Below are 26,095 nucleotides of genomic sequence, written 5' to 3'. Positions count from 1 at the left end.
TACCCGCGCGCAATTCCCGTCCGCGGGAGGTCAACCCACACTCAGGACTGCGAGTCCTCGATGAGATGTTCGAACGGCTTCAGGTTCGCCAGCGACTCGCCGCGCGAGACACGCCATTCCCACTCCCGCTTGATGGAACCGGCGAATCCGAGTTCGAGAAGGGTGTTGAAGTCGCCGTCGGCCGCCTCGAGCACCTGCCCGAGAATGCGGTCCAATTCGTCCGCGGTCACCGCGTGCTCGGCGATCTGACCGACCAGGTAGATGTCGCCGATCTTGTCGATCGTGTATGCCACCGAATACAGCCGGCGGTTGCGCCGCAGCAGGTACTTGTAGACGCCTTCGAAGTTCTCGTCGGGCTTGCGGCAGACGAACGCCTCGACGCGCAGGCCGTGCTTTCCGACGGTCAGCAGTGTGGTGGTCTTGAGCTTGCGCTCGCCGGGCAACTCGACGACGAAGTGTGTCGAGTCCTTCCTCGTGAAGTCCAACTCCCGGTCGGTCAGGGCGGACTCGATCACCTCGGCCAAGTCGGTCATGCGCGTACTCCCCCGACCCTGCGCAGCTTCCACAATCCGCGTCCGCGACGCGGGGAGAATTCGCTGGGGCCGTGTCCGTAGTTGTAGTTGACGGTCGCCATCCGATAGCTCTCGAGAAGGCCGTCGGCGGTGTGTTCCCAGGAGAAGTTCTCCGCGTGCCGCGGAGCCTCGGCGGCCAGCGCGGCCAGCCTGCCGGGCGCAGACACCAGCGACTGCAACGCCGTCGCCCAGTCCTCGGTGCGGTGCCCGTCCACGAGGAGCCCCGTCTCGCCGTGACGGACCGCGACGCCGAGTCCGCCCACGTTCGCCGCGATCACCGGCGTGCCGCAGGCCTGCGCCTCGATGGCGACCAGACCGAACGACTCCGAATAGCTCGGCACCGCAACGAGATCCGAAGCCCGGTACACATCGGCGAGCCGATCGGGCGCCTGCGGCGGGAGGAACGTGACCCGCGCGGCGATGCCGAGCGAGGACGCGAGTTCGATCAGCGCGTCCGGCCGGGCCAGTCCGGATCCGGACGGACCCCCGACCACGAGCACCCGCAGCGACGACTCGGGATCCCGGGCGATCAGTTCGGCGGCGGCGCGGAGCAGGACGTCGGGAGCCTTGAGCGGCTGGATGCGTCCGACGAACGTCACGACGGTCTCACGGGGGTCGAGCCCCAGCTTCGCGCGGGCGGCGTCCCGGTCGCCGGGGCGGTACCGCGTCAGGTCGGCGCCGGGCGCCACCACGTCGATCCGGTTCGGGTCGGCGCCGTAGTGGCGGACCAGCTGATCGGATTCGTCGGTGGTGTTCGCTACGAGCCGGTCGGATTCGGCGACCACCTGCTGTTCGCCGATCTGACGGGCGGCCGGTTCGGGGGTGTCCCCCTCGGCCAGCGACAGATTCTTGACCGCGGCGAGCGTGTGCGCGGTGTGCACGAGCGGCACACCCCACCGGTCGCGGGCGAGCCAGCCGACCTGCCCCGACAGCCAGTAGTGCGAGTGCACCAGGTTGTAGTAACCCGGTTCGTGGCGGGCCTCCTCGCGGAGCACCCCGGCCACGAACGCGCAGAGCTGCGTGGGCAGATCCTGCTTGTCGAGCCCCTCGAACGGGCCGGCGACGACGTTGCGGACGAGGACCCCCGGCGCCGCTTCCTGGACCGGGGCGTCGGCGGACGACGTGGCCCGGGTGAAGATCTCCACCTCCACGCCACGGCGGGCCATCTGGATGGCGGACTGCAGCACGTAGACGTTCATGCCGCCCGCGTCTCCGGTACCGGGCTGCGCCAGGGGTGAGGTGTGGACCGAGAGGACGGCCACCCTGCGGGGGCGCGAGTTGTGCAAGGGCGTCACCACTCCATAGTGYTCCCCCACCGATCGGCCCCTTTAACCGAGGTTGTCGACGAACGCGCCGACCTCCTTCACGAAGCGGCCGGGATCCTCGACGAACGGTCCGTGGTCGCAACCTTCCCAGAACGAGGCCCGCGCCTGCGGGATCAGGTCTGCAGCGTGCCTACCAGCCGAGACGTCGACGACGGAGTCCTCGGTCCCGTGCAGGACGAGTACCGGGACGTCGAGCGACCGGAGCAGGTCGTCGTGGCTCGCGGAGCGGTTGAACAGGGCGGCCCGCACGTGTGGCGGGGTGGCGAGGCCGGCGCCGAACAACGCCTGCGACTGCGCGCCCTTGCCTTCGGTAGGTCCGGTGAGCGCGGTGCCGAACGCGCCCAGCGCGCGGATCGCCTCGCGCGGCTCCTCGGACATCGCGCCGGGGATCGCGGCGCGCATCGCCGCACCGACCTTGCCGCCGGCCTCCCCGCGACCGATGCTGGTGATGGCCCCGACGAGGACGACGCCGTCGACGGCGGACGTGCCGTGGGACGCCAGGTAGTCGCAGATCACGAGGCCGCCATAGGACCAGCCGAGGAGCACCGCACCGGACGTGACGCCTTCCGCCGTGAGCACCGCGTCGACGTCCCCGGCCCAGATCGCGGAGTCGTCGTAGTCGGCGGCCGGGGCACCCGAGTAGCCGTGTCCGCGAAGGTCGACGGCGATGACGCGGTAGCGGGCGGCGAGTTCGTCGAGCACGCCGGCGCCCCAGCACTTCGACGACTGCGCCCAGCCGTGCAGGAGAACCAGGGCCCGCGCGTCGGGGTCACCGGTCACCGAGTAGACGAGGGGCGTTCCGTCGACGCCGACTGCTTCACGAATAGCCATGGGGTCACCATAGAGGCCAGCAGCGCAGCGACCGCCGCCACCGCGTACCCGGCGGTCGTGCCGAATTCGTCGATCATCCGGCCGGCGAGTGCCGATCCCACGGCGACGCCGACACCGAGTCCGGTGACGATCCAGGTGATGCCCTCGGTGAGCGCGGCCGCAGGCACGATCTGCTCGACCAGACCAGTGGTGACGATCATGATCGGCGCCACCGTCATCCCCGCCACCGCGTAGGCGACGGCGAGCGCCGGGATGCTGCCTGCCAACAGCAGCGGCACCATCAGCACCGCGACCGCGAGGACCGCGACCATCAGCTGTTTCCGGAGCGACGCCGACACCCGGACCGCGCCGAACACGAGGCCCGCCACCGCGGACCCGGCCGCGAACAGGGCCAGCACCACCGTGGCGGAGGCGGGTGCGTCGTGGCTCCGGGTGAAGGCGATGGCACCGACGTCGATGACGCCGAAGATCGTGCCCATCGACACCATGACGGCCACCAGGATCCACAGCGCGGGGGTCCGGACGACGGACGGGCGGCCGCCGTCCGGCGACGAGTGCACGGGCGGCTCGGTGCCACGCTGAGCGACGAGCGCGAGGGTGCCGACCACCAGCAGCACGAGTCCCGCGAGCGGTCCCGCCTCGGGGAACACCGTGACGGAGAGCCCGACGGAGACCACCGGTCCCGCGATGAAGCACAGCTCGTCCACGACCGCCTCGAATGCGAACGCCGTCCGCAGCAGTGGCGTCCCGCGGTACAGCTCGGTCCAGCGGGCGCGCACCATCGCACCGATCGTGGGCATGCAGCCGGCCGGGACGGCCCACACGAACAGCACCCAGTCGGGGGTCCCGAACCGCACGCACAGCAGCATCGCGGCGAGGGATGTCGCGCTGATCCCCGACGCGACGGGCAGCACGCGGGACTGCCCGTAGCGGTCGACCGCCCGGGACACGACCGGCGTGATGAACGCGTAGGTCAGCGCGAACACCGCGGCCAGGGCGCCGGCGAGCGCGTAGTCCCCGCGCAGTTCGGACAGCATCGTGACGATGCCGATGCCGACCATGGCGATCGGTACGCGCGCGACGAATCCCGCTGCCGAGAACGCTGCGGAGCCGGGGGCGGCGAAGATCTGACGATAGGTACCGAGCACGCGTCGAGCCTCACAGATCGTGGCCGCGACTTCCAGCACGTGCAAGTATTGCGCTCATGAGTGTCCTGGTGTGTTTCCACGCCCATCCCGACGACGAAGTGTTCACCACCGGCGGCGTGATGCGTCAGGCCGCCGACGCCGGTCACCGCGTCGTCGTGGTCACCGCGACGGACGGGGCTCTCGGCGAGGCGCCCGAGGGGATCCTGATCGACGGCGAGTCGCTCGCCGAGCGTCGGCGCCGCGAACTCGAGGAGTCGACGTCGCTGCTCGGCGCCCAGCGTGTGGTGTTGCTGCACTACGCGGATTCCGGGATGGCGGGATCGCCGGAGAACGAGAATCCGGCGGCGTTCTGCAACGTCGACGTCGAGGAGGCCGCTGCCCGGCTGGCCGCGATCCTCGTCGAGGAATCCGCCGACGTGGTCACCATCTACGACCCCAACGGTGGTTACGGGCACCCCGATCACGTCCAGGTTCATCACGTGGGCCTCCGGGCCGCCGAACTGGCCGGTGTGCCGCACGTGTACGAGGCCGCCGTCAGTCGCGACCACATCCGGCGACTCATGGCCGCGAATCCGGAATGGTCCGAGAACGCCCAGCCACCGGACCTCGACACGTTCGGTCTTCCGGACTCCGAGATCACCACGGTCGTGGACGTCACCTCGGCGATGGGCGCCAAACGCGCCGCGATGCACGCGCACGCCACCCAGATCGGGGACTTCGGCCCGTTCCTGCAGATGCCCGAGGAGCAGTTGCAGGCGGCGTTCGGTCAGGAATGGTTCCGCCGGCGCGGGGCGCCCGCGGGGCTCGCGGAGTCGTCGCTGCCGCTCTGACCGGAACTGCCTACGCGGGTTCGGGTCCGCGCCTAGCATCCACGGGTATGGATCCCGCTGATCTCGTCGCGACCATGCCGTTCGCCGTGCACACCGGGGTTCGCCTCACCAAGGCCGCACCCGAGGAGGTCGTCGGGCACCTCGAGTGGGACCGGCACCGCACCACGGCGGGAAACGGCATGCACGGCGGGGCCCTGATGACCCTCGCCGACAGTGTCGGCGCCGTCTGCGCGTTTCTGAATCTTCCGGCGGGGGCGTCCACGTCGACCACGAGTTCGAGCACCGTGTCCACCCGCGGCGTCCGCAAGGGCACCGTCACCGCGACCGCGCGTCCGCTGCACGCCGGACGCACCACGGTCGCCGTCGTCACCGAACTGCGGGACGACGAGGACCGGCTGGTGGCGCAGGTGACGCAGTCGCAGGCGGTGCTGCACCCCCAGCCGGGAAGCTGACCCCGTGTCGAGACTGCTGCGGGCGTACCGGTCCACGGGCGCGGATCTGCCGTTCGGCAACGTCCTCGCCGCACACGACGTCGCGATGGAAGGCTATTTCTGGCGGTTCACCCAGCCCGCGACCGGACAGGTCGTCATCGCGCTGGCCGGAATCAACAGGGCCGCGGACGGCCACTGGGCGACGCTCGGTCTGGCCGGTCACCCCACGAGGTTCCTGCGGACCGCCGCGCATCCGGAGGGCTACGCCAACCCGGCCGGACTCGGCGCGTTCGCCGGCGACGCGTTCCGCGGGTCCGTCGACCGCGTGCGGGTGGATCTCGGACCGGACGCCCGCCTCGACGTCCGGATCGGCGCCCAGGTCCCGTGGCCGCGGCGCAGGCTCGGCGGGTCGAGCGTGTTCCAGACCGTGCCCGCGCTGAACCAGTACTGGCATCCGTGGTTGCTCGGCGGACGGGCCGAGGGAACCGCGGTTCTGGGCGGCACCGAGATCGACCTCGACGGCGCCCAGGTCTACGGCGAGAAGAACTGGGGCAGGGGCGGATTCCCCGACTCCTGGTGGTGGGGCCAGGCCCAGGGATTCGCCGACCGGCAGGCATGCGTCGCGTTCGCCGGCGGCGAGATCACCGCGGGTGGGCTGCGCACCGAGGTCACGGCCGTCGTCGTCGCGCTGCCCGACGGCACGGTGTTCCGCCTCGGCAACCCGGTCACCTCCCCCGTCCGGGCGCACGTGACGGACGAGCGGTGGTCGCTGCGCGGCCGCGGCCGCACGTGGAGCGTCGAGATCGAGGGCGCCTCCCCGCTGGGCTCGGCCCACGTGCTTCCGGTTCCGCTCCCCGCCGAGCGTCGCAACATTCCCGGCGCCCTCGAGCATCTGGCGGGTTCGATGAGTGTCACGGTCCGCCGCCGTGGTGAACTCGTCTGGGCGGACGAATCGCCGCTCGCCGCGTTGGAGCACGGCGGGATCGAGCGGGCGCGTGCGGAACTGCGCAGACGGGGTGCGCCGCCGGACGCGACGTCGGCTCCGCCCCTCTGCTGATCACCTCGAGTTCGGGTGGCTGCAACGCCTCGACGATCTCGTCGGTCTCCGCGTGCAGAACCCCGATCCGTCCGGCCTCCTCCAGGTGACGCGCGTCGACGCCCGAGATCGCATCGGCGGCGACGAGCACCGTGTAGTCCCGTTCGCTGGCGTCGACGATCGTGGCGCGCGGACAGTTGGGGTAGTTGCAGCCCGCGATCACCACGGTGTCGACCCGCCACCGGCGCAGGTGCTCGTCGAGCCCGGTGCGGTAGAACGCACTCCACCGCGGCTTGAACAGGACGTGTTCGGTGGGCGAGACGGCCTGGACGTCACCGGCGAGGAGCGATTCGGGGTCGAGTCCCGGCACTCCCAGCTCGAGGAACGGGTCCGAGTTCTGCCGCCAATGCGTCACGCAGCAAATCTAACGCTCACGCGGACTCTGTAGCCGGAATCACAGGGACCGGACCATGGGCATGGAACGCGGGTTTGGGACCATGGAACGGGTGGGGTAGTGCGAGAAGGGTCCCGACCGATGACTGTGAGCGATGAGAACTGGCCGATGATCGGCGCGACAGGGGCGCGCTTCGGTTCGGCCGGCCGGCGCCGAAGCGGCAGGAAAGAGCAGTCGCCGACGGCAGAGCCGAGCCCGTCGCAGTCGGTCGAGTGGGTGGAGCCCGGCCGGGCCGAGGCCGTTCCCGAGCAGGCAGAGGCCGTGTCCGGAGCCGCCGATCGAGCGCCCCGGACTTCCGAGGCCACCGAGTGGGCGGAACCCGAGGAGACCGTCTCCATCGTCCGGCCGTTCATTCTCACGGGCGGGCGAACGGAGTCCGGCGTCGATCTGCCGTTGGAGGCGGTCATCGTCGCCCGCGCGGACGGGGACGCCGTCGTGGACGCGATGCCGGCGCCGGACGAACTGCGCCGCGTCTTCGCGCTGTGCTCGGAACCGCGGTCGGTGGCCGAGATCGCGTCGCTCGCGTCGATCCCGCTCGGGGTCGCGCGCGTGCTCGTCGGCGACCTCGCGGCGGCCGGCGCGGTCACCGTGAACGAGACGGCCGGATCCACCGGCCCGGATCGGAAGCTGATGGAACGCGTCCTCGACGGGCTGCGCAAACTCTGAAGCCCCGCTCGCCGGGACAGATGCCCACGAATTCGTCAGCCGCACAGGCWATWGCCTGTGCGGCTGACGAATTGCTGTGACGCTACGGCGACGTGCGGCGCATCGCTCCGACCGGGTCGGAGTAGATGGTGCTCAGCGACACCACCGTCGACGCGTACTCCTGCACCCGGTTGCCGAATCCGGAGATTCGAATGTCCCTGCGCTCCAGCGACGATGCCTGCGCGAAGGCCTCCGCGACATGCGGGATTCCGGCCGGGTACTCGGTGAACGCCTGACCGCCGAGGATCACGCGGTCCGGGTTGAACAGGTCCCGCAGCATCGCGACCGTCTTCCCGAGCACCTGCGCGCGTTCCACCAAAATCTCGTGCGCAGGAACGGAACCCGAGGACGCCGCCTTGTAGAGCGCGCTCATCGTCGGACGCTGGTTCGACTCGGGGAGGATGCCGGCGTCGAGCGCGGCGGAGATGACCGCGCGATCGCTGATCGTCGCCTCGAGGCATCCGCGTGAACCGCACGAGCACTGCGCCGACGAACCGGTCGGCAGGTGCGCGATGGAACCGGGGCCGCTCGACGGCGTGTGGACGCGGCCGTCGATCGTGATCGCGATTCCGGCCGTCTCACGGGCGTAGAAGTACAGACCCGTTTCGCCTTGCGCGACACCGTCTTCGCTGTCCGGGCTCAGCAGCAACTCTGATGCGGCCATCGCCTCGACGTGCGCCGCGACGGAGACGGGCAACCCGAGTCCGGTCGCGATGATGGCGCCGACCTGAGCCGACTTCCACCCCAGCCGGGGGTGGTCGACGACACCGGTCTGCGCATCGACGCGCCCGCCGAGCGCGACACCCGCCCACAGCGGGCGACGCCGGTGCCAGCGGGACGCGAAGGCCCGTGCGCTGCGGGCGATGCCGGTCAGCGCGTCGGCGGACGCGCCCTGCGGGGTGGGCACCTCGACCGCGCCGAGGACCTTCCCGCGGAGGTCGCTGGCGATGATGCTGGTCACGACCGCACCGATGTGGATGCCCACGGTCAGGTACGGCTCGTGGTTGACCTCGAACGGAACACGCGGACGACCGATCGCGCCGGACGGCGTGAGGTCGCCGCGTTCGCGCAGCAACCCGAGGTCGAGGAGCGCCGACACCTGACGGTTGACGGTGGCGATGCTCAGTCCGGTCGCCTTCGCGGCGACGTCCCGGGACAGCGGCCCGCGGGACCGGGCCACCCGCAGAACGCCGGCGGCGGGGCCGTCGCTGATCCGCAGTTCGGGAGGAACGATGTGGAGACGGGGTCGGGACACGGGCCGCTGGAATCGAGATGCGGATCCGGTCCGGGTGGGGCTGGAAAGGGTGGGGGTAGACACGTGGCAGTCCTTGCATGCGGAGGCGGTGCGCACCTTCGTCCGAACGCTGCATCGGTCCCGGGTGGAGATGGGGACGATCGAGGACGATCGATCAGGAGAAGGCGGCGCGAATTAGCTGCAGATGCTGAGACAGCGACAACACAGTTCCCGCGCCAAGGGCAGCCGCGAACCCAGCGCGGAGGTCACGTAGGTGACCCGCGGAGCGGTCGACTGGCCTGAGGACATGTCACGAAAGTAGCAGCTTCGGTCGGTTTCACCAATCCGAAGGCGCGTCGGCGTGTACCGGCGCGCCACCCCTCTTCCCCAGTTCCCGCTGCTGCGGGGCGGCGGCACCCGCAGCAGCGGGAGACTGACGCCACTCTTGACGGGCAACCGTGTTTCACGACACAATACGCCGAGATACCAACCGAACGTACGGTTATAGGAGTGAGATGTATCGATGTGATCGTCACTGGTCGGCACACCGGGCCCGGAGTTGTCGATGAAGACGACGAGAGCGGTGCTCGCCCTCGGAGTGGGACTCACCGTGCTGTTGACGGCCTGCACGGCCACCGGAACGCAGGAGTCCACCGCAGCCGGAATCACCGTCAAGCGGGACGGCTACGGAATCCCGCACGTGTACGCCGACACCACGCGCGCGCTCTACTCCGGATACGGCTACTCCGTCGCCGAGGATCGCCTGTTCCAGATGGAGATGGCCAAGCGGTCCTCGGTCGGCACGGCGGCCGAGGTGCTCGGACCCGACTACGTCGAGATCGACAAGACGGCGCGGGGCAGCATCGATCCGCCGTCGATCAAGGATCAGCTCTCCCGACTGCCGCAGGCGGAACGCGACATCTTCGACGGCTACGCCGAGGGGTTCAACAAGCGGATCGACGAGGTCRCCGCAGACCCGGATCACCTGATGCCGAAGCAGTTCCTGGACGGCGATTTCCGGCCGGAGCACTGGACCGGGTACGACGTGGCGATGGTCTGGGTGCAGACCATGGCAAACAGATTCTCCCAGTCGAGCAGCGAACTCGCGAACCTCCAGGTCCTGAAGAGCCTGCAGGCGAAGAACGGCGAGGAGAAGGGCCGGCAACTCTTCGACCAACTGATCTGGGCCGAGGAGGATCCCGCCGCCCCAACCACGGTCCCCCGCGACCAGTCGACGTCGCTCGGCGACGAACCGCACGCGATGTCCGTGGAAGCCGGGCTCTCCGACGTGACGCAGGCGCTCCCCGACGCAAATCTGACTCGCATGAAGAACGCGGGCGGTGGCGACTGGCCGCACATGAAACCCGAGGCCAGCAACCTCTGGATGGTCGGCGCCGACAAGACCACCGACGGCACGTCCGTTCTGATGAACGGGCCGCAGTTCGGCTGGTTCAACCCGTCCTATGTGTACGGCGTGGGTTTGCACGGCGCCGGTCTCGACGTCGCGGGCAACACGCCCTATGCCGTCCCGACCGTTCTGTTCGGCACCAACAAGACGATCTCCTGGGGAGCGACCGCAGGGCCGCTCGACGTCAACGACGTCTACCAGGAAGTCCTCGACCCGTCGAACGAGCACGCATACCGATTCGACGGCGGGTACCGCCCGATGGAGATCCGGAACGAGACGATCGAGGTGCGCGGCGCGGCAGACGTCGCGTACCCGGTCTACTCGACGGTGCACGGCCGGGTCACCAGCTTCGACACCCCGAACGGAAGCGCCTACTCCCTGAAGGAGAGCTGGGCGGGGTACGAGATCCAGTCGCTGGTCGCCTGGATCGACATCATGAAGGCCACCAACTGGGACGAGTTCCTCGAGCAGGCGAAGAAGGTCGCCATCACCATCAACTGGTACTACGCCGACAACCAGGGAAACATCGGTTACGTCTCTCCCGGTCGACTGCCCGTCCGCCCGGCCGGCCAGGACCTGCGGCTTCCCGCGGTCGGTGACGGCAGCATGGAGTGGGAGGGCATCCGGTCCTTCGAGGACAATCCGCAGTCGTACAACCCCGAGCAGGGCTACCTGGCCAATTGGAACAACCAGTCCGCGGCAGGCGCACTCGCCGACGGCTACAACTGGTCCCCCGTCGACCGCGTGCGGGCCATCACCACCCGCCTCGAGGCCAAGGACAAGTTCACTCCCGGCGAGATCTGGGACATCAACCGGCAGGCGTCGTTCGCCGACCTCAACGTCGACTATCTGCTGCCGTACCTGGAGCAGGCCACCGGGCAACTACCGGACGGCGACCCTGTCGCCTCGGGCGTGAACCTGCTCCGCAACTGGGACGGACAGGCCACCGACGACAATGCGGACGGCGTGTACGACGGACCGGAACCGGTGATCATGCGCACGTGGCTGCCGATCCTGTTCGATGCGGTGATCCGCGACGACCTTCCGGACGACGTGTACGCGTCGTATGCGGCCAAGGTGTACCCCGCCGCGGGCACCGCACGTCCCGCCGAGGCGACGAAACTCGTCTACAACGCCTTGCGCGGCGACGAGTCCGGCGTTCCGCAGACCACCGACTTCTTCAACGGAGCGGACCGCATGTCCGTCCTCCGTTCGACGTTCGGCCAGGCGATGGACCGGCTGCGCGCCGAGCAGGGCCCCGACCCCGCCGGCTGGAAGTTGCCGGTCGGCGCGAACCGGTTCGACTTCAAGAACTACCTGGGCGTCCCCCAGGCCGGTAGCGACGAGGTGCTGTCGCTGTCGCCGTACATGAATCGCGGAACCCAGAACGACCGCATCGTGCTCGGCGACGGCATCGCCGACCTCTGCACCGTCGGGCCGCCCGGCCAGAGCGGTTTCATCGCACCGGACGGCACGCGGTCACCGCATTACAGCGACCAGATGGACATGTACCGGAACTTCCAGTGCAAGACCGACCACCTGACCGAACAGTCGGTTGATGCGAACAAGTCCGGCGAGGTGACGTTGAACTAACGGATTCGGCAGTTCGGTAGGCATTCCTCATCCCCCTGCCGGGGCGGCGCGTCCGCCGCCCCGGCGCCCTCGAAGGACATCGACATGACCTCCACGCAGATCTCCGTGACACCACAGGCGCCCTTCCGGCCGCTGAAGGTGGCCGGCGCCAGTCTCATCGGAACCGCCATCGAGTGGTACGACTACTTCATCTACGGCATGGCCGCCGCGATCGTGTTCGGCCCGCTGTTCTTCCCGTCCTTCTCCTCGATCGCGGGCACCCTGGCCGCGTTCGCGACGTTCTCGGTCGGCTTCGTCGCGCGGCCGATCGGCGGCATCGTGATGGGCCACTTCGGTGACCGCATCGGACGCAAGTCCATGCTCGTGCTGTCGCTGATGCTGATGGGCGGCGCGACCGTCGGCATCGGACTGCTGCCTACCTATGCCACCATCGGCGTCTGGGCGCCGATTCTGCTGGTCACCCTGCGTTTCGTCCAAGGAATTGGGGTCGGCGGGGAGTGGGGCGGCGCCGTGCTGATGGCGGTGGAGCACGCACCCGCCAACCGGAAGGGCTTCTACGGGAGCTTCCCGCAGATGGGCGTGCCCGGCGGTCTGATCCTGGCGAATCTCGTGTTCCTCGGAGTGTCGACGAGCCTCAGCGAGGAAGCGTTCCTGGCGTGGGGCTGGCGGATCCCGTTCCTCGCCAGCGCGGTGATGGTGCTGATGGGTCTCGTCATCCGATTCACCATCACCGAGAGCCCCGACTTCGAGAAGGTCAAGGACACGCACCGCGATCAGCGACTGCCGATCGTCACCGTCCTGCGGGAGAACCTGCGCGAAGTGCTGCTGTCCGCAGGCGCGTTCATCGGCATCAACACCGTCGGATACATCTTCATGGCGTACCTGCTGTCCTATTCGACGAAGGTCCTGGGCATGAGCAAGACGCTGGTGCTCGTCTTCACGCTGGTCGCCTCGTTCGTGTGGCTGATCGTCATCCCCGTCGCGTCGATGCTGTCCGACCGGTACGGCCGCCGGCGACTGCTCGTCACCGGCTCGGTCGGGCTGACGGTCTGGGCGGCGGCGCTGTTCCCGCTGATCGATCTCGGCAACCCCGCGGTGATGATGATCGCGCTTCTCGGAACGGCCGTGTTCATGGGCATCGTGTACGGGCCGATCGCCGCACTGTTCACCGAACTGTTCAGTGCCGAGGTCCGGTACAGCGGTGCGTCACTCGGCTATCAGATCGGTTCGGTTCTCGGCGGCGGGCTCGCCCCGACGGTGGCCGCCGCGCTGTACGCGAGCTGGGGTTCATCGGCACCGATCTCCGTGTACCTCACCGCGGTCACGCTGCTCAGCCTGCTCTGCGTCATCGCGATCACCCGGAAGGTCCGCGCCGCCGCGTAGCGCCGACAGCATGGATCACCCGTCTCCGCCGCACCGCCCGCCGGTGCGGCGGAGACGTCGTCGTGCGCCCACCCGTTGCGATCAGGGTGACGCAAATCCTTCCGGCGGCACACTCCCCGATGGTTCGGTTACAGGACTCCACACCGTCTCCGGTATCCGAAAGGCCCACCATGTCCATCGATTTCGCGCCCGAGCACGTGACCGACGCCGAGGGTTCCCAGAACGCGGCGAGCGTCGTCAAGCTGGGCGCCCACATCGGCGCCCGGATCGACGGCGTCCGGCTCGGCGGCCACCTCGACCCCGCCACCGTCTCGCTCATCCGCCAGGCCCTGCTCGAGCACAAGGTGATCTTCTTCCGCGGCCAGGAACATCTCACCGACGACTCGCAGTACGAGTTCGCGGAACTACTCGGCTCCCCCACCACGGCGCACCCGACCGTCACCTCGCGCGGCACCAAGGTGCTGCCCATCGACTCCGACTACGGCAAGGCCAACAGCTGGCACACCGACGTCACGTTCGTCGACCGCATCCCGAAGGCGTCGATCCTACGCGCGGTGGAACTCCCCACGTACGGCGGCACCACCACCTGGGCGTCGGGTGTCGCCGCCTACAACGCGCTGCCCGAGCCGCTGAAGGTCCTCGCCGACAACCTGTGGGCGACGCACACCAACGTCTACGACTACGCGGCGACCAGCGCCGAACGCGCACAGGACGAGAAGTCGCAGGAGTACCGCGCCGAGTTCCAGTCCACCTACTTCGAGACGGAGCACCCGGTGGTGCGGGTCCACCCCGAGACCGGCGAGCGCACACTGCTGCTCGGTCACTTCGTCAAGAAGCTGGTCGGGCTGAGCAGCACGCAGTCGCAGGCGCTCTTCAAGGTCCTGCAGGATCACGCCATCTCCCTCGAGTTCACCACCCGGTGGAACTGGCAGTCGGGCGATGTCGCGATCTGGGACAACCGTGCCACTCAGCATTACGCCGTCGCCGACTACGACGACCAGTACCGGCGACTCAACCGCATCACCCTGGCCGGCGACGTCCCCGTCAACGTCCGGGGCGAGCGCAGCCGCAGCGTCGCGGGCGACGCGAGTGACTACTCCGTCATCGACGAGCCCTAACATGTCGGCATGACCTTTTCACCTGACACCCGCATCGCCGTCGTCACCGGAGCGAGCTCCGGAATCGGCGAAGCCACCGCCCGCACCCTGGCCGAGCAGGGATTTCATGTGGTGATCGGGGCTCGGCGACTGGATCGTCTGGAGAAGATCGCCGAAGACATCGGCGGTACCGCGCTCGAACTCGACGTCACGGACCAGGATTCCGTGGACGCATTCGCCGCGGTACTGCCGAGGGTCGACGTGCTCGTGAACAACGCGGGCGGCGCCAAGGGACTGGCCACCGTCGCCGAGGCCGACCTCGACGACTGGCGGTGGATGTGGGAGACCAATGTCCTGGGCACCCTTCGGATCACCAAGGCGCTGCTGCCGAAGCTGATCGAGTCGGGTGACGGTTTGGTGGTCACCATCACGTCCGTGGCGGCGCTCGAGGCGTACGACAACGGCGCCGGGTACACGACGGCCAAGCACGCGGAGGCCGTCCTGCACCGCACGCTGCGCGGGGAACTGYTCGGCAAGCCGGTCCGCCTCACCGAGATCGCCCCGGGCGCAGTGGAAACCGAATTCTCGCTGGTGCGCTTCGAAGGAGACCAGGATCGGGCCGACAAGGTCTACGAGGGCATCACGCCGCTGGTGGCCGCAGACGTCGCGGACGTCATCGGGTTCGTCGCCTCCCGGCCGTCCCACGTGAACATCGACCAGATCGTCGTCAAGCCACGAGATCAGGCTTCGTCCGGACGTTTTCACCGTACGACGTAGGCGACTTCGCGGCGATCCGCCTGTCCTGGTGTTCGAGGAAAAGGACCACCGCCCACAGTCCCGCCACGATCGTCACCAAACCCAGCAACATCCATCCCATCCCACAGCCCCCTGCCGATCAACGACTTTCGACCGAAACGGACTGTCGGGGTCGTCCGTCGACCCCTCGACAGCGGACGACTCCCCACAGTTGTGTCACCCGAGAACGCGGCGCCGTTGACGCGTCCTCATTCAGATAGACGCAACGGATCCGCTTTCGGTTCCACCGAGTGCGAAGAAAGTTTCAGAAAGGGCGGGCAACCCGGTAGGTGAGCGGCAAAGTGTGCCCGAGCACGCTTTGCCGCTCACCTATGCGAGGGCCGACAGGGACTGCCAGTCGGGCCAGCTGATCGCCCAGTCGTAGATGTCGCCGTCGGCGGCCGACAGGTCGATGGACGTCCCGGTCACCTCGACGGGGTCGCCGTACAACGCGGTGCCGAAGTACTCCTGGGCGTCCCCGAGGGACAGGTTGATGCAGCCGTTGGTTACGTTCGACGAACCCTGGACGCCRATGGTCTCGGGGTTGGCGTGGATGAACTCGCCGTTGTTGGAGATGCGGACCGCCCACCGTTCGCGGACGTTCTCGTAGAACGGCGGGTTGGACATGAGGAAGTCCTCGTGCTTCTCGGTCACCATGTGGATGCCGCTGCGGGTGACGTTGCGCGCCTCATTGCCCTCGCCATAGCTGACGGGGATGTCCATGATGGTTTCGCCGCCGCGCACCACCTGCATGCGATGGCTGGGGGCGTTCGCGATCACGATCTGACTGCGCCCGACGGTGAAGTTCAGCGACAGGTCCTGCTCGCCGTACGCTCCCCCGCCGAAGTCCACTCCGTACAGCTTGGCGTCCAGGGCGACGGTGGTGCCGGGCGCCCAGTAGTTCTGGGGACGCCAGTGCGCCCTCGACCCGTTGTCGTCGGGCAGCCACGCCCAGGAGCCGGGGGTGGGCGGGTTGGTCGTGACGGTCATCGCCTTCTCGACCGCCGCCTTGTCCTCGACGGAATCGTGGAACTGCACGATGATCGGGGCGGCGATCCCGACTTCCTGACCGTCGCCGATGTTGAGTGTGGCGCCGATCGTCTCGTCGGGTTCGAGCGTGGTGAAGCTGCCGTCGACGGCGACGGACTTGCCGTCCGTGCCGAGCGCCGTGCCCTTCCACGTGTAGGTGGCGCCGTAGCCCAGCGCCTCCCCGACGGTGAACGTGGTCCGGTCGGGTGACAGCACACCCTGCACGGCACGCCCCTCGGCGTTGACGAGGGCGATGTCGGTGAACGTGCCCTGCGACGTGGTCGCGGAGATCGGCGCCACCGGACTGACGTCCTCGGTGCCCGACGCCGGATTCTGGGTGACCTCGACCGCCGGTTCGGGCGGCGCGGTGGCGGTTCCCGACTCGGAGCCGACCGTGCATCCGGTCAGCAAAAGGAGAAACGCGATCAGCGCCGTCGCGATCAGCGCGACGCGCGACCGACTTGTCCGAGAACCCAGTTCATGCACAGCTAACAGGTTACCTGTGCTACGGACCTGTCTCAGATCGCGCAGCCGACCGTCACGGGTTCGGGTTCGAGCCGGACACCGAATGCCGACTGGACGCCGTCCCGGACGTCACGGGCCAGTGCCAGCAGGTCTTCGCTCTTCGCGGCGCCGCGATTGGTCAACGCGAGTGTGTGCTTCGTCGACAGCCGCGCGACGGCGTTCTCGCCCGGATACCCCTTCGAGAAGCCGGACCGCTCGATCAGCCAACCGGCAGACAACTTGGTTCCGCGGTCGGCCGGGTACTGCGGAACGGTGACATCGCCGAGGCGGGTCTCGATCGCGGCGAGGACCCCCGCCAGCTCGCCGTCGGAGACGACGGGGTTGGTGAAGAACGAGCCCGCGCTCCAGGTGTCGTGGTCGTCGGGGTCCAGCACCATGCCCTTGCCCCGGCGGAGATCCAGCACGGCACCCCGGACCTGCGCCGACGGCAACCGGTCGCCCTCGGAACCGTCGAGCGCCGAGACGAGTTCGCGGTAGCGCAGCGGCTCGGACAGTCCGTCGGGATGCACGGTCAGTTCGACGGCGAGCACCAGTGCCGCGTCGGAGTGCTTGAGGACGCTCGTGCGGTACCCGAGGCCGAGCGCGTCGGGTTCGACCCAGCGCGCCTCGCCGGTGCGCCGATCGAGGAGGTGCACCCGCCGCAGCATCGACCCGATTTCGACGCCGTACGCGCCGACGTTCTGCACCGGGGTGGCCCCGGTCGACCCGGGGATCCCCGACAGGCATTCGAGCCCGCCCAGTTGGGCGGCGACGGTCTGCGCGACCACCTGATCCCACTCGGCGCCCGCCTCCGCAGTGACGAATCCCTCCTCCAGGCCGACAGTGGTGTTGCACACACGCACCACCACACCGTCGAATCCGTCGTCCCCGACGACGAGATTGGAGCCGCCGGCGAGGATCAGCGTCGGGATGTGCGCGGCGTCGAGAAGACTCACCACGTCGACGAGGACCTGCGTGGTCGGGCACTCCGCCACGATCCGCGCCGGCCCGCCGACCCGCAGCGTGGTCATCCCCGACAGTTCGAGGTTTTCCGACACGAAGGCACCCGAATCGACGAGTTGACTGACAATGCTCACGTCCCACACAACCGCAAACGGTAGCGTGGCCGATCGTGAGCCGCCGCATCGAGCATTCGTCGTCCTATGCGTTTCCCGTCGCCCAGGTCCATGCGGGCCTGATCACCGAGCAGTACTGGCGCGACCGTCTGAACAAGGTCGGAGGACCGGGGGCCACCCTGGACCAGGTCACGACCGGCCCGGGCACGATCTCGGTGGCCATGTCGCAGTCGATTCCCGCCGAGCACCTGCCCAGCATCGTCTCGAAGGTCCGTCCGGGCGACCTCGTGATCAAGCGCACGGAGACGTGGGGCACGCTCGACGGCGATCACGCCGAGGGCACGTTCACGGCCGAGGTCGTGGGTGCGCCCGCGACGATCTCCGGAACCCAGACGCTGACGGCCGACAGTTCAGGGTCGAACGTGCAGGTCGAAGGCAAGGCCGAGGTCAGGATCCCGCTCATCGGCGGCAAGATCGAGAACGCGATCGCGGACGAGGTCCTCCGCCTGATCACGAAGGAGCAGGAGTTCACCGAGCAGTGGCTCGGGAGCTGACCTGGGGCGGGTGTCCATTGTGTTGGGTCCCAGCCGGTAACCTAGGCGATCATGGCTCGCCGCATCGACTACTCAGCCCGTTACAAGCACACCCCCAAAGAGGTGTACAACGCGTTCACCAACCGTGACTACTGGGATGCGCGCATCGAGGAGATGCGGAAGTACTCCGAGAATCACATCGAGCACTTCGACGTGAACGACGACGGGATCGACATCGTCCTGCACCACATCCTGCCGCGGTCGGAACTCCCCGAGATCGCGCAGACCGTGATGAAGAAGGACATGGTCATCACGCGCAAGGAGTCGTACACGCCCTTCGGTGAGCCGACCACGGGCACGTACGAGGCGTCGATTCCGGCGGGCCCGGGCAGTCTCACGGGCACCATGAAGCTGTTCGCCACCGAGACGGGGTGCACGTTCCGCACCTCGTCCGAGGCGAAGGTGTACCTGCCGTTCATCGGTGGAAAGCTCGAGCAGCTGATGCTCGTCAATCTGATCGACCTGTTCCGTGCCGAGGCCGAGATCACCGAAACCTGGTTGTCGCAGCACTAGCACCCACCGCACGGATTTCCCATGACTTCAGCGACGCTGAGGCGGCCCCACGGTGTCATCACCCGGGGTACGACAGGCATCAACAGGCTGCGCCGCAGCGACCGCTGGCTCGTCCACGACGCGCTGGTGCGCCGGACGCTGCACTCGTCCACTGACCCGCTCGTCGTCGACCTCGGGTACGGCGCCCGGCCGCACACCACGTTCGAGCTCGCTGACCGGTTGACCGCCGTGCGCGGCGACCGCCGGGTGGTCGGGCTCGAGATCGACCCCGAGCGAGTGGTCGAGAGCAGGAACGGAGTGAGTTTCGCCCGCGGCGGGTTCGAACTCTCCGGACTGCGTCCCGTCCTGGTCCGTGCGTTCAACGTGCTGCGGCAGTACCCCGAGGATGCGGTCGGGCCTGCCTGGGCGCGGATGCAGTCCGGGCTCGCACCGGGCGGGTTGATCCTCGACGGCACGTGTGACGAGCTGGGCCGCCGCTGCGCGTGGGTGCTGCTCGACGCCATCCGCCCGCTGTCGCTGACACTGGCGTGGGATCCGTTCGCGGTGGAGAAGCCGTCGGACATCGCCGAACGACTGCCCAAGGCGCTGATCCATCGGAACGTCCCGGGTGAGCCGGTCCACGCCCTCCTCGCGGCGGCGGATCGCGCGTGGGCCACCGCGGCGCCGCACGGCTCGTTCGGACCGCGGGTGCGGTGGCGGGCCGCCCTCGAACTGCTGCGCGCGCAGGGACTTCCCGTGCAACCGCAGCGCCGCCGGATCCGCGACAACATTCTCACCGTTCCGTGGGATCTGGTCGCACCCGGTTCCGGCACGAATTAATTCACGCGACATCCCCCGACGCGCCCCGTAGAGTCGGTTCACGAAACATGTTGTGCCGGTGCGCAGGCGAGGGCTACTTCGACTGTGGATCGCGTGGTCGCCGGTTCGAATCCGGTCAGGGACGCAGGTCCCTGTAGCTCAGTGGTAGAGCGCGTCCGTGCCTCCGCCGACTTCGAACTCGGCACGACATGTGTGCGCGCCACCCGGTGCGCAGACGACGGATACTTCTCTGGTGAAGTGCGTGGGGCACGCGGTTCGACTCCGCACCCCGTCGTCGCCTCGACCTCGGGTGGCGCGCACCCACGAGCACCGGCACCTCCCGGAAGGAGGAACGACCATGAGCAAGTTCAACCCGAAGATGCTGCGCCGCAACAAGGTACGGAGCCCCATCACGTCGGAGACGCAACCGTCGGGCCGCACCTTCGAGGGCGGCAGCGGCTACGCCCGCGACGCGAAGAGTGAGCTGTTCCTCCTCGCGGTCACGAACATGGTCGGTGAGCACACTTTCTACGAGTCGGCTTCGGACTGCGACGGGCGGTTCGTCGCGCTGATCCACGAAGTCGCACTGTCGGACCCGGAGTGGACCGCCCGCCTGATCGGGTGGCTGCGCCGCGATGCGCATCTGCGTTCGGCGTCGGTGGTGGCCGCAGCCGAGTTCGTCCGGGCCCGGCTGGGTGCCGGTCTGCACGGCGGCAACCGTGCCGTCATCTCCTCCGCACTGGAGCGGGCCGACGAGCCGGGCGAGATCCTCGCGTACTGGATGTCCCGGCACGGCCGTTCGATCCCGAAGCCGGTCAAGCGCGGTGTCGCGGACGCCGCCGCCCGGCTGTACTCGGAACGCTCACTGCTGAAGTGGGATTCCGAGAGCAGGGACGTCCGCTTCGGCGACGTTCTCGAGCTCACCCACGCGTCGCCGTCGGCGGCGTGGCAGGGCGAGCTGTTCCGGCACGCGATCGACCGGCGGCAGGGTCGCGAGAACGCCGTGCCTGCCGGTCTGCGCATGCTCACGGAACGGTCGGCGCTGGCGGCACTCCCGCCGGAGGACCGGCGTTCAGTCCTCCGGACCCCGGAGCGTCTGTCGGCGGCCGGCATGACGTGGGAGTCGCTCGCCGGCTGGCTGCAGGGACCGATGGATGCCGCGGCCTGGCAGGCGGTGATCCCGTCCATGGGATTCATGGCGCTTCTCCGCAACCTGCGGAACTTCGACGAGGCCGGGATCCCCGACCACGTCGCCGAGCAGGTGGCGGCCCGGATCGCCGATCCGGAAGAGGTCGCGAAGTCGCGGCAGCTGCCGATGCGCTTTCTCGCGGCGTACCGGAACGCGCCGAGCCTGCGGTGGGGGCACGCGCTCGAGCGTGCGCTCGGGGCATCACTGTCCGCGGTCCCGTCGCTGCCCGGCCGCACCCTGGTTCTCGTCGACCGGTCCGGGTCGATGTTCTACAGCCGCGTCTCGGCGCGGTCGGAACTGACGAGGGCGGACGCGGCCGCCGTGTTCGGCACCGTGCTGGCGGCACGAGCCGAGCAGGCGGACCTCGTCGAGTTCGGCACGGACAGCCGGATCGTTCCGTTCGCGCATCAGGCGGTCCTGCGGGTGGTCGACAGCTTCGGCGACCTGGGCGGCACCGACACGGCATCGGCGGTGCGGAAGCATTACCGCGGCCACGATCGCGTCGTCATCGTCACCGACGAGCAGGCGGCGTGGGGAGATCCGATCCGGCACGTCCCGGCCGACGTCCCCGTCTACACGTGGAACGTGGCGGGCTACCGGCACGGTCACGGGCCGGCGGGGTCCGCGAACCGTCACACGTTCGGCGGACTGTCGGACGCGGGGTTCTCGATGATCCCACTGATGGAGGGCACCCGGGACGGCGAGTGGCCGTTCTGAGTGCCGCGGTATTCCGTCAGGTGCAGGTGGCCAGTGCGTGTTCGACGCGCTGCGCCACCTGCGCCGGCAGGGATCCGCATTCGCCGTGCAGTGCGCGGGCGTTCAGTCGCCCGATCGCGACGCCGTCGGCGACCACCTCGTCGAGCAGTTCCTGCGAGATTCCGCTGGCGGCGAGGTCGAGGGCCGTGCACAGCGGCGTGGTGATGCGCAGCGGGCCGACCTGCTCGCAGTCCTCCGGGCGGAGTGACCGCCGGTGCAGCGCCAGCTGCTGAGTCGGCGAGGGCGGCGACAGCACCGTCGAGAGGTGGATGAACCGCGGGTACAGGTGTCCGAGACCGTGAAGTTCGGCGGCACTCTGGTGGGAGACCGCGGCGGCGGCACCGAACCAGGTGCACCATTTTGCGAATTCCTCGAGATCGGAGTGCGGACAATCCTTCAAGCGGAACAGGTCTCGCTCTATCTTGACCCATGAGCCGTCGGCGAGTCGCTCGCCGATCTCGTCGGCAGCGAACCCGAGGCGCAGCACCTGCGCAGTGGTGAAGAAACCCGCCTGAGCCGTCGCGACGCGTGTCAGCTCTTCACCGACACCTTCGCGCTCCGGGTCACCGGGACGTGGAGCCAACCATCCGGACATTCCCCTACATTACTGGGCAATTGTGGCAGGTATCACAATTTCTACGGATCTCGACGACCCGCCGCCGACGCATTCACAGAATTTGTTCAGAGTTGTCGGGAAGAATCCGTGTAATGGCAGCCCGAACGAACTCCGCACCCCGAAGTAACCGTGTGCTCGTCATCTCTCTGGTCGTCATCGCCGCGCTCGTGGCGGTACTCGTCGGCGGCGAACTCTTCGTCCGCCACAGAGTGAAGACCTGCATGGCAGACCAGTTCGAGAGCCAACTCGGCTCGCAGGTGGACGTGGGACTGAGCTGGAAGCCGGTCCTGCTGCAGTCGATCGACAAGAACGTCCCCTACATCACCATCGACAGCGACGACACCAAGTTCGGCCCCGCACAGGGAATGCAGGTGCACGCCCAGGTCAACGACATCCGGATCGAGAACACCGCGGACAGCAGCGGCACCATCGGCAGTTCCGACGCGGACGTCACCTGGTCGACCGCCGGCATCCTCGCGACCCTGCAGCAGCAGGCGTTCGGCTCGCTGATCAGCGGTGTCACCGCCGATTCGAGCGCGGGAACCCTGAAGTTCTCCGTCGGCCCGGCCGGGCTCGCGGATCTGACCGTCAAACCGGAGGTCGTGAACGGGACCGTGAAGGTCGACACGGTGGGCGCTGCGATCCTCGGCTTCGGGCTTCCCACCGACCTCGTCGACGGCGTGGTCCAAATCCTGACCTCGAGCCTGCAGACCTACCCGCTGGGCATGCAGCCGACGGCGCTGAAGGTCACCGACGACGCGATCGAGATCACCCTCGAAGGCGGCGCCTACACGATGCCTGCCGCCCCCACCCAGCAACAGCAGCAGGAACAGCAGAGCAGCTGCGGCCTCCTCGTCTGATCGGCGGCCGGGTCAGTCGGGCAGTCCGTCCAGGACGGCGCGGGTGCCCGACAGGCCGAGCCGCGTCGCACCGGCCGCGATCATGTCGAGCGCGGCCGCCGCGGTGCGGATCCCGCCGCTCGCCTTGACCCCGATCCGCCCGCCGACGGTCTGCGCCATCAACCGCACCGCCTCCACGGTCGCTCCCCCGGCCGGGTGGAACCCGGTGGACGTCTTCACGAAGTTCGCGCCTGCCCGCTCGGCGGCCCGGCACGCTTCCACGATCGCCTCGTCGCTCAGCGCGGCGGTCTCGAGGATCACCTTGAGGACGGTGCTGTCGCCGACTGCCTCGCGCACGGTGAGGACGTCGGCGAGCACCGCGTTGAAGTCGCCTGCCACGGCGGCACCGATGTCGATCACCATGTCAATCTCCTGGGCGCCCTGATCCACGGCGAGCCTGGCCTCGGCCCCCTTGACCAGCGAGTGGTGCTTCCCCGACGGGAACCCGACCACCGCCGCGGTCACCAGCCCGGGTGCCTTGACCGGAAGCATCGACGGCGACACGCAGACTGCGAGCACACCGAGCGAACGCGCCTCGTCGATCAGCGCCTTCACGTCGTCGGTGGTGGCCTCGGGTTTGAGGAGCGTGTGGTCGACGAGGTCGGCCACCTGGGAGCGGGTCAGTGCAACGTCGGACATACCTGTGAGCTTCGCACAATGCCTTCCCGGGCCCGCCGCACGGCCTAGCATCGCCGTATGAGTGATCCGGGATCGGTCTTCGACGAGGCACGGCTCGAGTTCGACCGGCTGACGACGGCCGTGTGGGGACCGGCCGGGCAGTCCCTCGCCTTCCAACTCGGATTGCGCCCCGGGGACGCCGTCCTCGACGTGTGCTGCGGCGCAGGGTCTTCGGCGCTTCCCGCGGCCACCGCGGTGGGTCCGTCGGGTCTCGTCCACGGCGTCGACCTGTCCGACGAACTCCTGGAGGTGGGGCGCCTGAAGGCATCGGACCGCGGGCTGCAGAACATCGAGTTCGTCCGCGCGGACGCCACCACGTGGGAGCCGCCGAGCACCGTCCCGGCGGCAGGCTACGACGCACTCGCCTGTTCGTACGGCGTGTTCTTCCTGCCCCACATGGACGCCGCGTTCACCCGGCTCGCGCGCCTCGTCCGGCCGGGCGGCAAGGTCGGGATCACGGTGTGGCGGCGGGGCGCGTTACGGGACTTCGCCGAGGCGCTCCACGACGCTGTCGCCCGGCACCGGGAACCGGAGGCCGACTCCGGCGGGTCGCCGTTCGACGCGCTCGAACACATCGACACCCCGGACGGGCTGCACCAGTGGCTCGGCGAGCTGGGCGCGCACTCGACCGAGGTCCGGGAGCTGTCCAACATCATTCCCGCGACACCCGAGTTCGTATGGGACCTCGTGATGGGCGGGAACCTGCGCCGCGCGCTGTCCCCGTTCGACGACCGGACGGTCGAGCAGATCCGTCTCGATTTCCTGCAGCTGCTCACCGAACGCGCGATCCACGACGTCGACGCCGGCACCCTCGTCGGCACCGCCGTGGTGAACGGCCGGAGTGCGACCTGAAAGACTGGTGCCCATGAGCGCTGCTTCGACCGAGGACCACCGGTACGTCCTTTCTCTCGGCTGCCCCGACCGCACCGGCATCGTCGCCCGGATCTCGACGTTCCTCGCCGAGGTCGGCGGCTGGATCGTCGAGGCGGCGTACCACGCCGACGCCGACACCGGCTGGTTCTTCACCCGTCAGGCGGTGCGGGCGTCGTCCGTCGACATGTCGATCGGAGAACTCCGGGAGCGGTTCGCGGCCGTCGCCGCCGAACTCGGCCCGGAGACCGAGTGGACCGTGTCCGACACGGGCGAGCGCAAACGGGTGGTGCTGCTGGTGAGCAAGGAGGCGCACTGCCTCCACGACCTGCTGGGCCGCGCGGCCGGAGGCGAGTTGCCCGCCGACATCTGCGCGGTGATCGGCAACCACCGCGACCTGGAGGCCGTCACGCGACAGCACGGCATCGACTTCCATCACGTGCCGTTCCCGAAGGATCCCGCCGAGCGCGGGCCCGCGTTCGAGCAGGTGCGTGAACTCGTCGACGCCCACGACCCCCATGCTGTGGTGCTGGCACGGTTCATGCAGGTGCTGCCGTCGGAACTGTGCGAGCACTGGGCCGGCCGGGCGATCAACATCCACCACAGCTTCCTGCCGTCGTTCGTCGGCGCCCGCCCGTACCACCAGGCATTCGCCCGTGGTGTGAAGCTGATCGGCGCGACCTGCCACTACGTGACGGCCGAACTCGACGCGGGCCCCATCATCGAGCAGGACGTGATCCGCGTCGACCACGCCGACGAGGTCGCGGACATGGTCCGGCAGGGTCGCGACATCGAGAAGCTCGTGCTGTCCCGCGGCCTGCGCTGGCACCTCGAGGACCGCGTCCTCGTACACGGCCGTAAGACGGTGGTGTTCAGCTGATTTCGCCGCCCGGCTACTGGGACGGCAGCAGCGCCAGCACTTCCGGGACGGGCCGCAGGTGGGCGGTGAGGATGTCCAGCGCCGTGTCCGCGTCGACCGCGTCGAGTGCGGCGACGAGCGCCCGGTGCTGCGCGTTGATGGTGTCGAGCCGTTGGGGCCCGACGTGCAGCGCGCGGACGGCGACGCGCTGCTGCCGTGACCGCAGCGAATCGTAGAGTTCGGTCAGGACGGAGTTCTGTGCGGCACTGACCATGGTCAGGTGGAATTCGCGGTCGAGGCCGGACACGGCGAACCAGTCCTGCTCGCGCCCGGCGGCTTCCATCGGCTCGATCAGATCGACCATGTGCGCGGGTGCGCCGGCTCCCCGCGCGCACAGGGCGGCCACCGCGTGGCCCTCGATGAGCAGCCGGGTCTGGTAGACCTCTTCGAGTTCACGAGCCGTGACCGTGCGCACCTGCGCCCCCTTGCGCGGGAGCAGCGTGATGAATCGTTCGGCGGCGAGGCGGTGGAACGCTTCTCGCACCGGAGTCCGTGACACCCCCATCGTCCCGGAGACCCAGAGCTCGTCGAGGAATCGGCCGCCTTCGATGGATCCGCGGATGATCTCGTCCCGCAGCCAGACGTACACCCGATCTCGTGCCGGTCCGGATTCACCGGTGGGCCCGGTGAGCGTCGATGCCGACATCGCGATCCCTTCGTCAGACGACCCGCCGGGATTGACGGACTCGTAACAAATTGATCATACAAGCTATGGACACACCAAGTATTCTTTGTGTATACATAACATATACAGAGCGGATGTGGGAGCGGTCACAGCGCAGTGACGGCCGAGAGCCACCCGTTTCCGGCAAG

General features: G+C 68.6%; 25 protein-coding genes and 1 pseudogene. 15 read left to right on the top strand and 11 right to left on the bottom strand.

Annotated features, from left to right (window positions below; all coding sequences use genetic code 11):
* Positions 1-41 precede the first annotated feature (41 nt).
* From AC1DWT_RS06980 to AC1DWT_RS06965, 4 genes are read right to left on the bottom strand one after another with little or no spacing between them, the layout of a single operon-like run.
* Positions 42-533: a type III secretion system chaperone family protein gene (locus AC1DWT_RS06980; protein WP_095862545.1), complete on the bottom strand. Its 492-nt coding sequence runs from the start codon at positions 531-533 to the stop codon at positions 42-44.
* Complete coding sequence (mshA, locus tag AC1DWT_RS06975) at positions 530-1,888, bottom strand: D-inositol-3-phosphate glycosyltransferase (RefSeq protein ID WP_206013069.1); 1,359 nt, start codon at positions 1,886-1,888, stop codon at positions 530-532. The genes AC1DWT_RS06980 and mshA overlap by 4 nt, the downstream gene beginning before the upstream one ends.
* A 12-nt stretch (positions 1,889-1,900) precedes the next feature.
* On the bottom strand, positions 1,901-2,728 hold the full coding sequence (locus tag AC1DWT_RS06970) for an alpha/beta fold hydrolase (RefSeq protein WP_206013071.1): 828 nt from the start codon (positions 2,726-2,728) through the stop codon (positions 1,901-1,903).
* A complete protein-coding gene (locus AC1DWT_RS06965) occupies positions 2,674-3,876 on the bottom strand; it encodes an MFS transporter (RefSeq protein ID WP_072939827.1) in 1,203 nt (400 codons plus the stop codon). The genes AC1DWT_RS06970 and AC1DWT_RS06965 overlap by 55 nt, the downstream gene beginning before the upstream one ends.
* A gap of 56 nt (positions 3,877-3,932) precedes the next feature.
* Between AC1DWT_RS06965 and AC1DWT_RS06960 the strand changes: the two genes are divergently transcribed.
* The 3 genes from AC1DWT_RS06960 to AC1DWT_RS06950 are packed head-to-tail and all read left to right on the top strand — an operon-like array spanning position 3,933 to position 6,194.
* Positions 3,933-4,706, top strand: coding sequence for a PIG-L family deacetylase (locus AC1DWT_RS06960; protein ID WP_095862543.1), 774 nt, complete (start codon positions 3,933-3,935; stop codon positions 4,704-4,706).
* A 47-nt stretch (positions 4,707-4,753) separates the two neighbouring features.
* The gene (locus AC1DWT_RS06955) at positions 4,754-5,158 is read left to right on the top strand and encodes a PaaI family thioesterase (RefSeq protein ID WP_072939824.1); all 405 of its coding nucleotides are present in this window, start codon (positions 4,754-4,756) and stop codon (positions 5,156-5,158) included.
* 4 nt (positions 5,159-5,162) lie between these two features.
* Positions 5,163-6,194 (top strand): tocopherol cyclase family protein, encoded by a 1,032-nt coding sequence (locus tag AC1DWT_RS06950; protein WP_206013073.1) that lies wholly within the window; start codon positions 5,163-5,165, stop codon positions 6,192-6,194.
* A gap of 58 nt (positions 6,195-6,252) precedes the next feature.
* Here AC1DWT_RS06950 and AC1DWT_RS06945 read toward each other — a convergent pair.
* Positions 6,253-6,534: pseudogene (locus AC1DWT_RS06945) on the bottom strand (cysteine hydrolase family protein); the annotation flags it as partial.
* A 174-nt stretch (positions 6,535-6,708) separates the two neighbouring features.
* On the opposite strand from AC1DWT_RS06945, the gene AC1DWT_RS06940 reads away from it, so the two are divergent.
* On the top strand, positions 6,709-7,293 hold the full coding sequence (locus AC1DWT_RS06940; RefSeq protein ID WP_206013075.1) for a DUF742 domain-containing protein: 585 nt from the start codon (positions 6,709-6,711) through the stop codon (positions 7,291-7,293).
* Positions 7,294-7,375: 82 nt separating this feature from the next.
* Here the strand turns inward: AC1DWT_RS06940 and AC1DWT_RS06935 are convergent, their stop codons facing one another.
* Positions 7,376-8,650 (bottom strand): ROK family transcriptional regulator, encoded by a 1,275-nt coding sequence (locus tag AC1DWT_RS06935; protein ID WP_072940413.1) that lies wholly within the window; start codon positions 8,648-8,650, stop codon positions 7,376-7,378.
* Positions 8,651-9,131: 481 nt separating this feature from the next.
* On the opposite strand from AC1DWT_RS06935, the gene AC1DWT_RS06930 reads away from it, so the two are divergent.
* The 4 genes from AC1DWT_RS06930 to AC1DWT_RS06915 all read left to right on the top strand — a co-directional run bounded on the left by AC1DWT_RS06930 (position 9,132) and on the right by AC1DWT_RS06915 (position 14,824).
* Positions 9,132-11,567: a penicillin acylase family protein gene (locus tag AC1DWT_RS06930; RefSeq protein WP_477920061.1), complete on the top strand. Its 2,436-nt coding sequence runs from the start codon at positions 9,132-9,134 to the stop codon at positions 11,565-11,567.
* Between the two features lie 84 nt (positions 11,568-11,651).
* Positions 11,652-12,950 (top strand): MFS transporter, encoded by a 1,299-nt coding sequence (locus tag AC1DWT_RS06925; protein WP_206013077.1) that lies wholly within the window; start codon positions 11,652-11,654, stop codon positions 12,948-12,950.
* A gap of 170 nt (positions 12,951-13,120) precedes the next feature.
* Entirely contained in the window at positions 13,121-14,068 is a 948-nt protein-coding gene (locus AC1DWT_RS06920; RefSeq protein WP_072939807.1) for a TauD/TfdA dioxygenase family protein, read from the top strand.
* A gap of 9 nt (positions 14,069-14,077) precedes the next feature.
* Positions 14,078-14,824: an SDR family NAD(P)-dependent oxidoreductase gene (locus AC1DWT_RS06915; protein ID WP_477920060.1), complete on the top strand. Its 747-nt coding sequence runs from the start codon at positions 14,078-14,080 to the stop codon at positions 14,822-14,824.
* Between the two features lie 348 nt (positions 14,825-15,172).
* Here AC1DWT_RS06915 and AC1DWT_RS06910 read toward each other — a convergent pair whose 3' ends face one another.
* Both AC1DWT_RS06910 and AC1DWT_RS06905 read right to left on the bottom strand, forming a co-directional pair.
* Positions 15,173-16,357: a L,D-transpeptidase gene (locus tag AC1DWT_RS06910; RefSeq protein WP_072939801.1), complete on the bottom strand. Its 1,185-nt coding sequence runs from the start codon at positions 16,355-16,357 to the stop codon at positions 15,173-15,175.
* A gap of 32 nt (positions 16,358-16,389) precedes the next feature.
* Positions 16,390-17,481, bottom strand: a complete 1,092-nt coding sequence (locus AC1DWT_RS06905; RefSeq protein WP_072939798.1) for a UDP-N-acetylmuramate dehydrogenase — start codon at positions 17,479-17,481, stop codon at positions 16,390-16,392.
* A 26-nt stretch (positions 17,482-17,507) separates the two neighbouring features.
* Here AC1DWT_RS06905 and AC1DWT_RS06900 point away from each other — a divergent pair, with 26 nt between their 5' ends.
* The 4 genes from AC1DWT_RS06900 (at position 17,508) to AC1DWT_RS06885 (ending at position 21,261) form a co-directional block, all read left to right on the top strand.
* On the top strand, positions 17,508-18,005 hold the full coding sequence (locus AC1DWT_RS06900; protein WP_095862535.1) for a DUF2505 domain-containing protein: 498 nt from the start codon (positions 17,508-17,510) through the stop codon (positions 18,003-18,005).
* 51 nt (positions 18,006-18,056) lie between these two features.
* On the top strand, positions 18,057-18,557 hold the full coding sequence (locus tag AC1DWT_RS06895) for a DUF2505 domain-containing protein (RefSeq protein ID WP_005560412.1): 501 nt from the start codon (positions 18,057-18,059) through the stop codon (positions 18,555-18,557).
* A 21-nt stretch (positions 18,558-18,578) separates the two neighbouring features.
* On the top strand, positions 18,579-19,376 hold the full coding sequence (locus AC1DWT_RS06890; RefSeq protein WP_477920058.1) for a class I SAM-dependent methyltransferase: 798 nt from the start codon (positions 18,579-18,581) through the stop codon (positions 19,374-19,376).
* A 337-nt stretch (positions 19,377-19,713) separates the two neighbouring features.
* Positions 19,714-21,261: a TROVE domain-containing protein gene (locus AC1DWT_RS06885; RefSeq protein ID WP_206013080.1), complete on the top strand. Its 1,548-nt coding sequence runs from the start codon at positions 19,714-19,716 to the stop codon at positions 21,259-21,261.
* 16 nt (positions 21,262-21,277) lie between these two features.
* Here the strand turns inward: AC1DWT_RS06885 and AC1DWT_RS06880 are convergent, their stop codons facing one another.
* Complete coding sequence (locus tag AC1DWT_RS06880) at positions 21,278-21,895, bottom strand: type IV toxin-antitoxin system AbiEi family antitoxin domain-containing protein (RefSeq protein ID WP_072939789.1); 618 nt, start codon at positions 21,893-21,895, stop codon at positions 21,278-21,280.
* Between the two features lie 113 nt (positions 21,896-22,008).
* On the opposite strand from AC1DWT_RS06880, the gene AC1DWT_RS06875 reads away from it, so the two are divergent.
* Positions 22,009-22,776: an LmeA family phospholipid-binding protein gene (locus tag AC1DWT_RS06875; RefSeq protein WP_072939786.1), complete on the top strand. Its 768-nt coding sequence runs from the start codon at positions 22,009-22,011 to the stop codon at positions 22,774-22,776.
* Between the two features lie 12 nt (positions 22,777-22,788).
* Here AC1DWT_RS06875 and deoC read toward each other — a convergent pair whose 3' ends face one another.
* Positions 22,789-23,454: a deoxyribose-phosphate aldolase gene (gene deoC, locus AC1DWT_RS06870; protein WP_072939783.1), complete on the bottom strand. Its 666-nt coding sequence runs from the start codon at positions 23,452-23,454 to the stop codon at positions 22,789-22,791.
* A gap of 57 nt (positions 23,455-23,511) precedes the next feature.
* Here deoC and AC1DWT_RS06865 point away from each other — a divergent pair, with 57 nt between their 5' ends.
* Both AC1DWT_RS06865 and purU read left to right on the top strand, forming a co-directional pair.
* Entirely contained in the window at positions 23,512-24,345 is an 834-nt protein-coding gene (locus tag AC1DWT_RS06865; RefSeq protein WP_072939780.1) for a class I SAM-dependent methyltransferase, read from the top strand.
* A gap of 13 nt (positions 24,346-24,358) precedes the next feature.
* Positions 24,359-25,243, top strand: coding sequence for a formyltetrahydrofolate deformylase (gene purU / locus AC1DWT_RS06860; protein ID WP_072939778.1), 885 nt, complete (start codon positions 24,359-24,361; stop codon positions 25,241-25,243).
* 13 nt (positions 25,244-25,256) lie between these two features.
* On the opposite strand, the gene AC1DWT_RS06855 is transcribed toward purU, so the two are convergent.
* Positions 25,257-25,928 carry a GntR family transcriptional regulator gene (locus tag AC1DWT_RS06855; RefSeq protein WP_072939776.1) on the bottom strand — a complete coding sequence of 224 codons (672 nt, stop codon included), beginning with the start codon at positions 25,926-25,928 and terminating at the stop codon, positions 25,257-25,259.
* Between the last annotated feature and the right edge of the window lie 167 nt (positions 25,929-26,095).

The organism is Rhodococcus sp. P4_B6, from assembly GCF_056402215.1.
The sequence above is the reverse complement of the archived record's forward strand: the minus strand, read 5'-3'. Positions and strand labels throughout refer to the sequence as shown.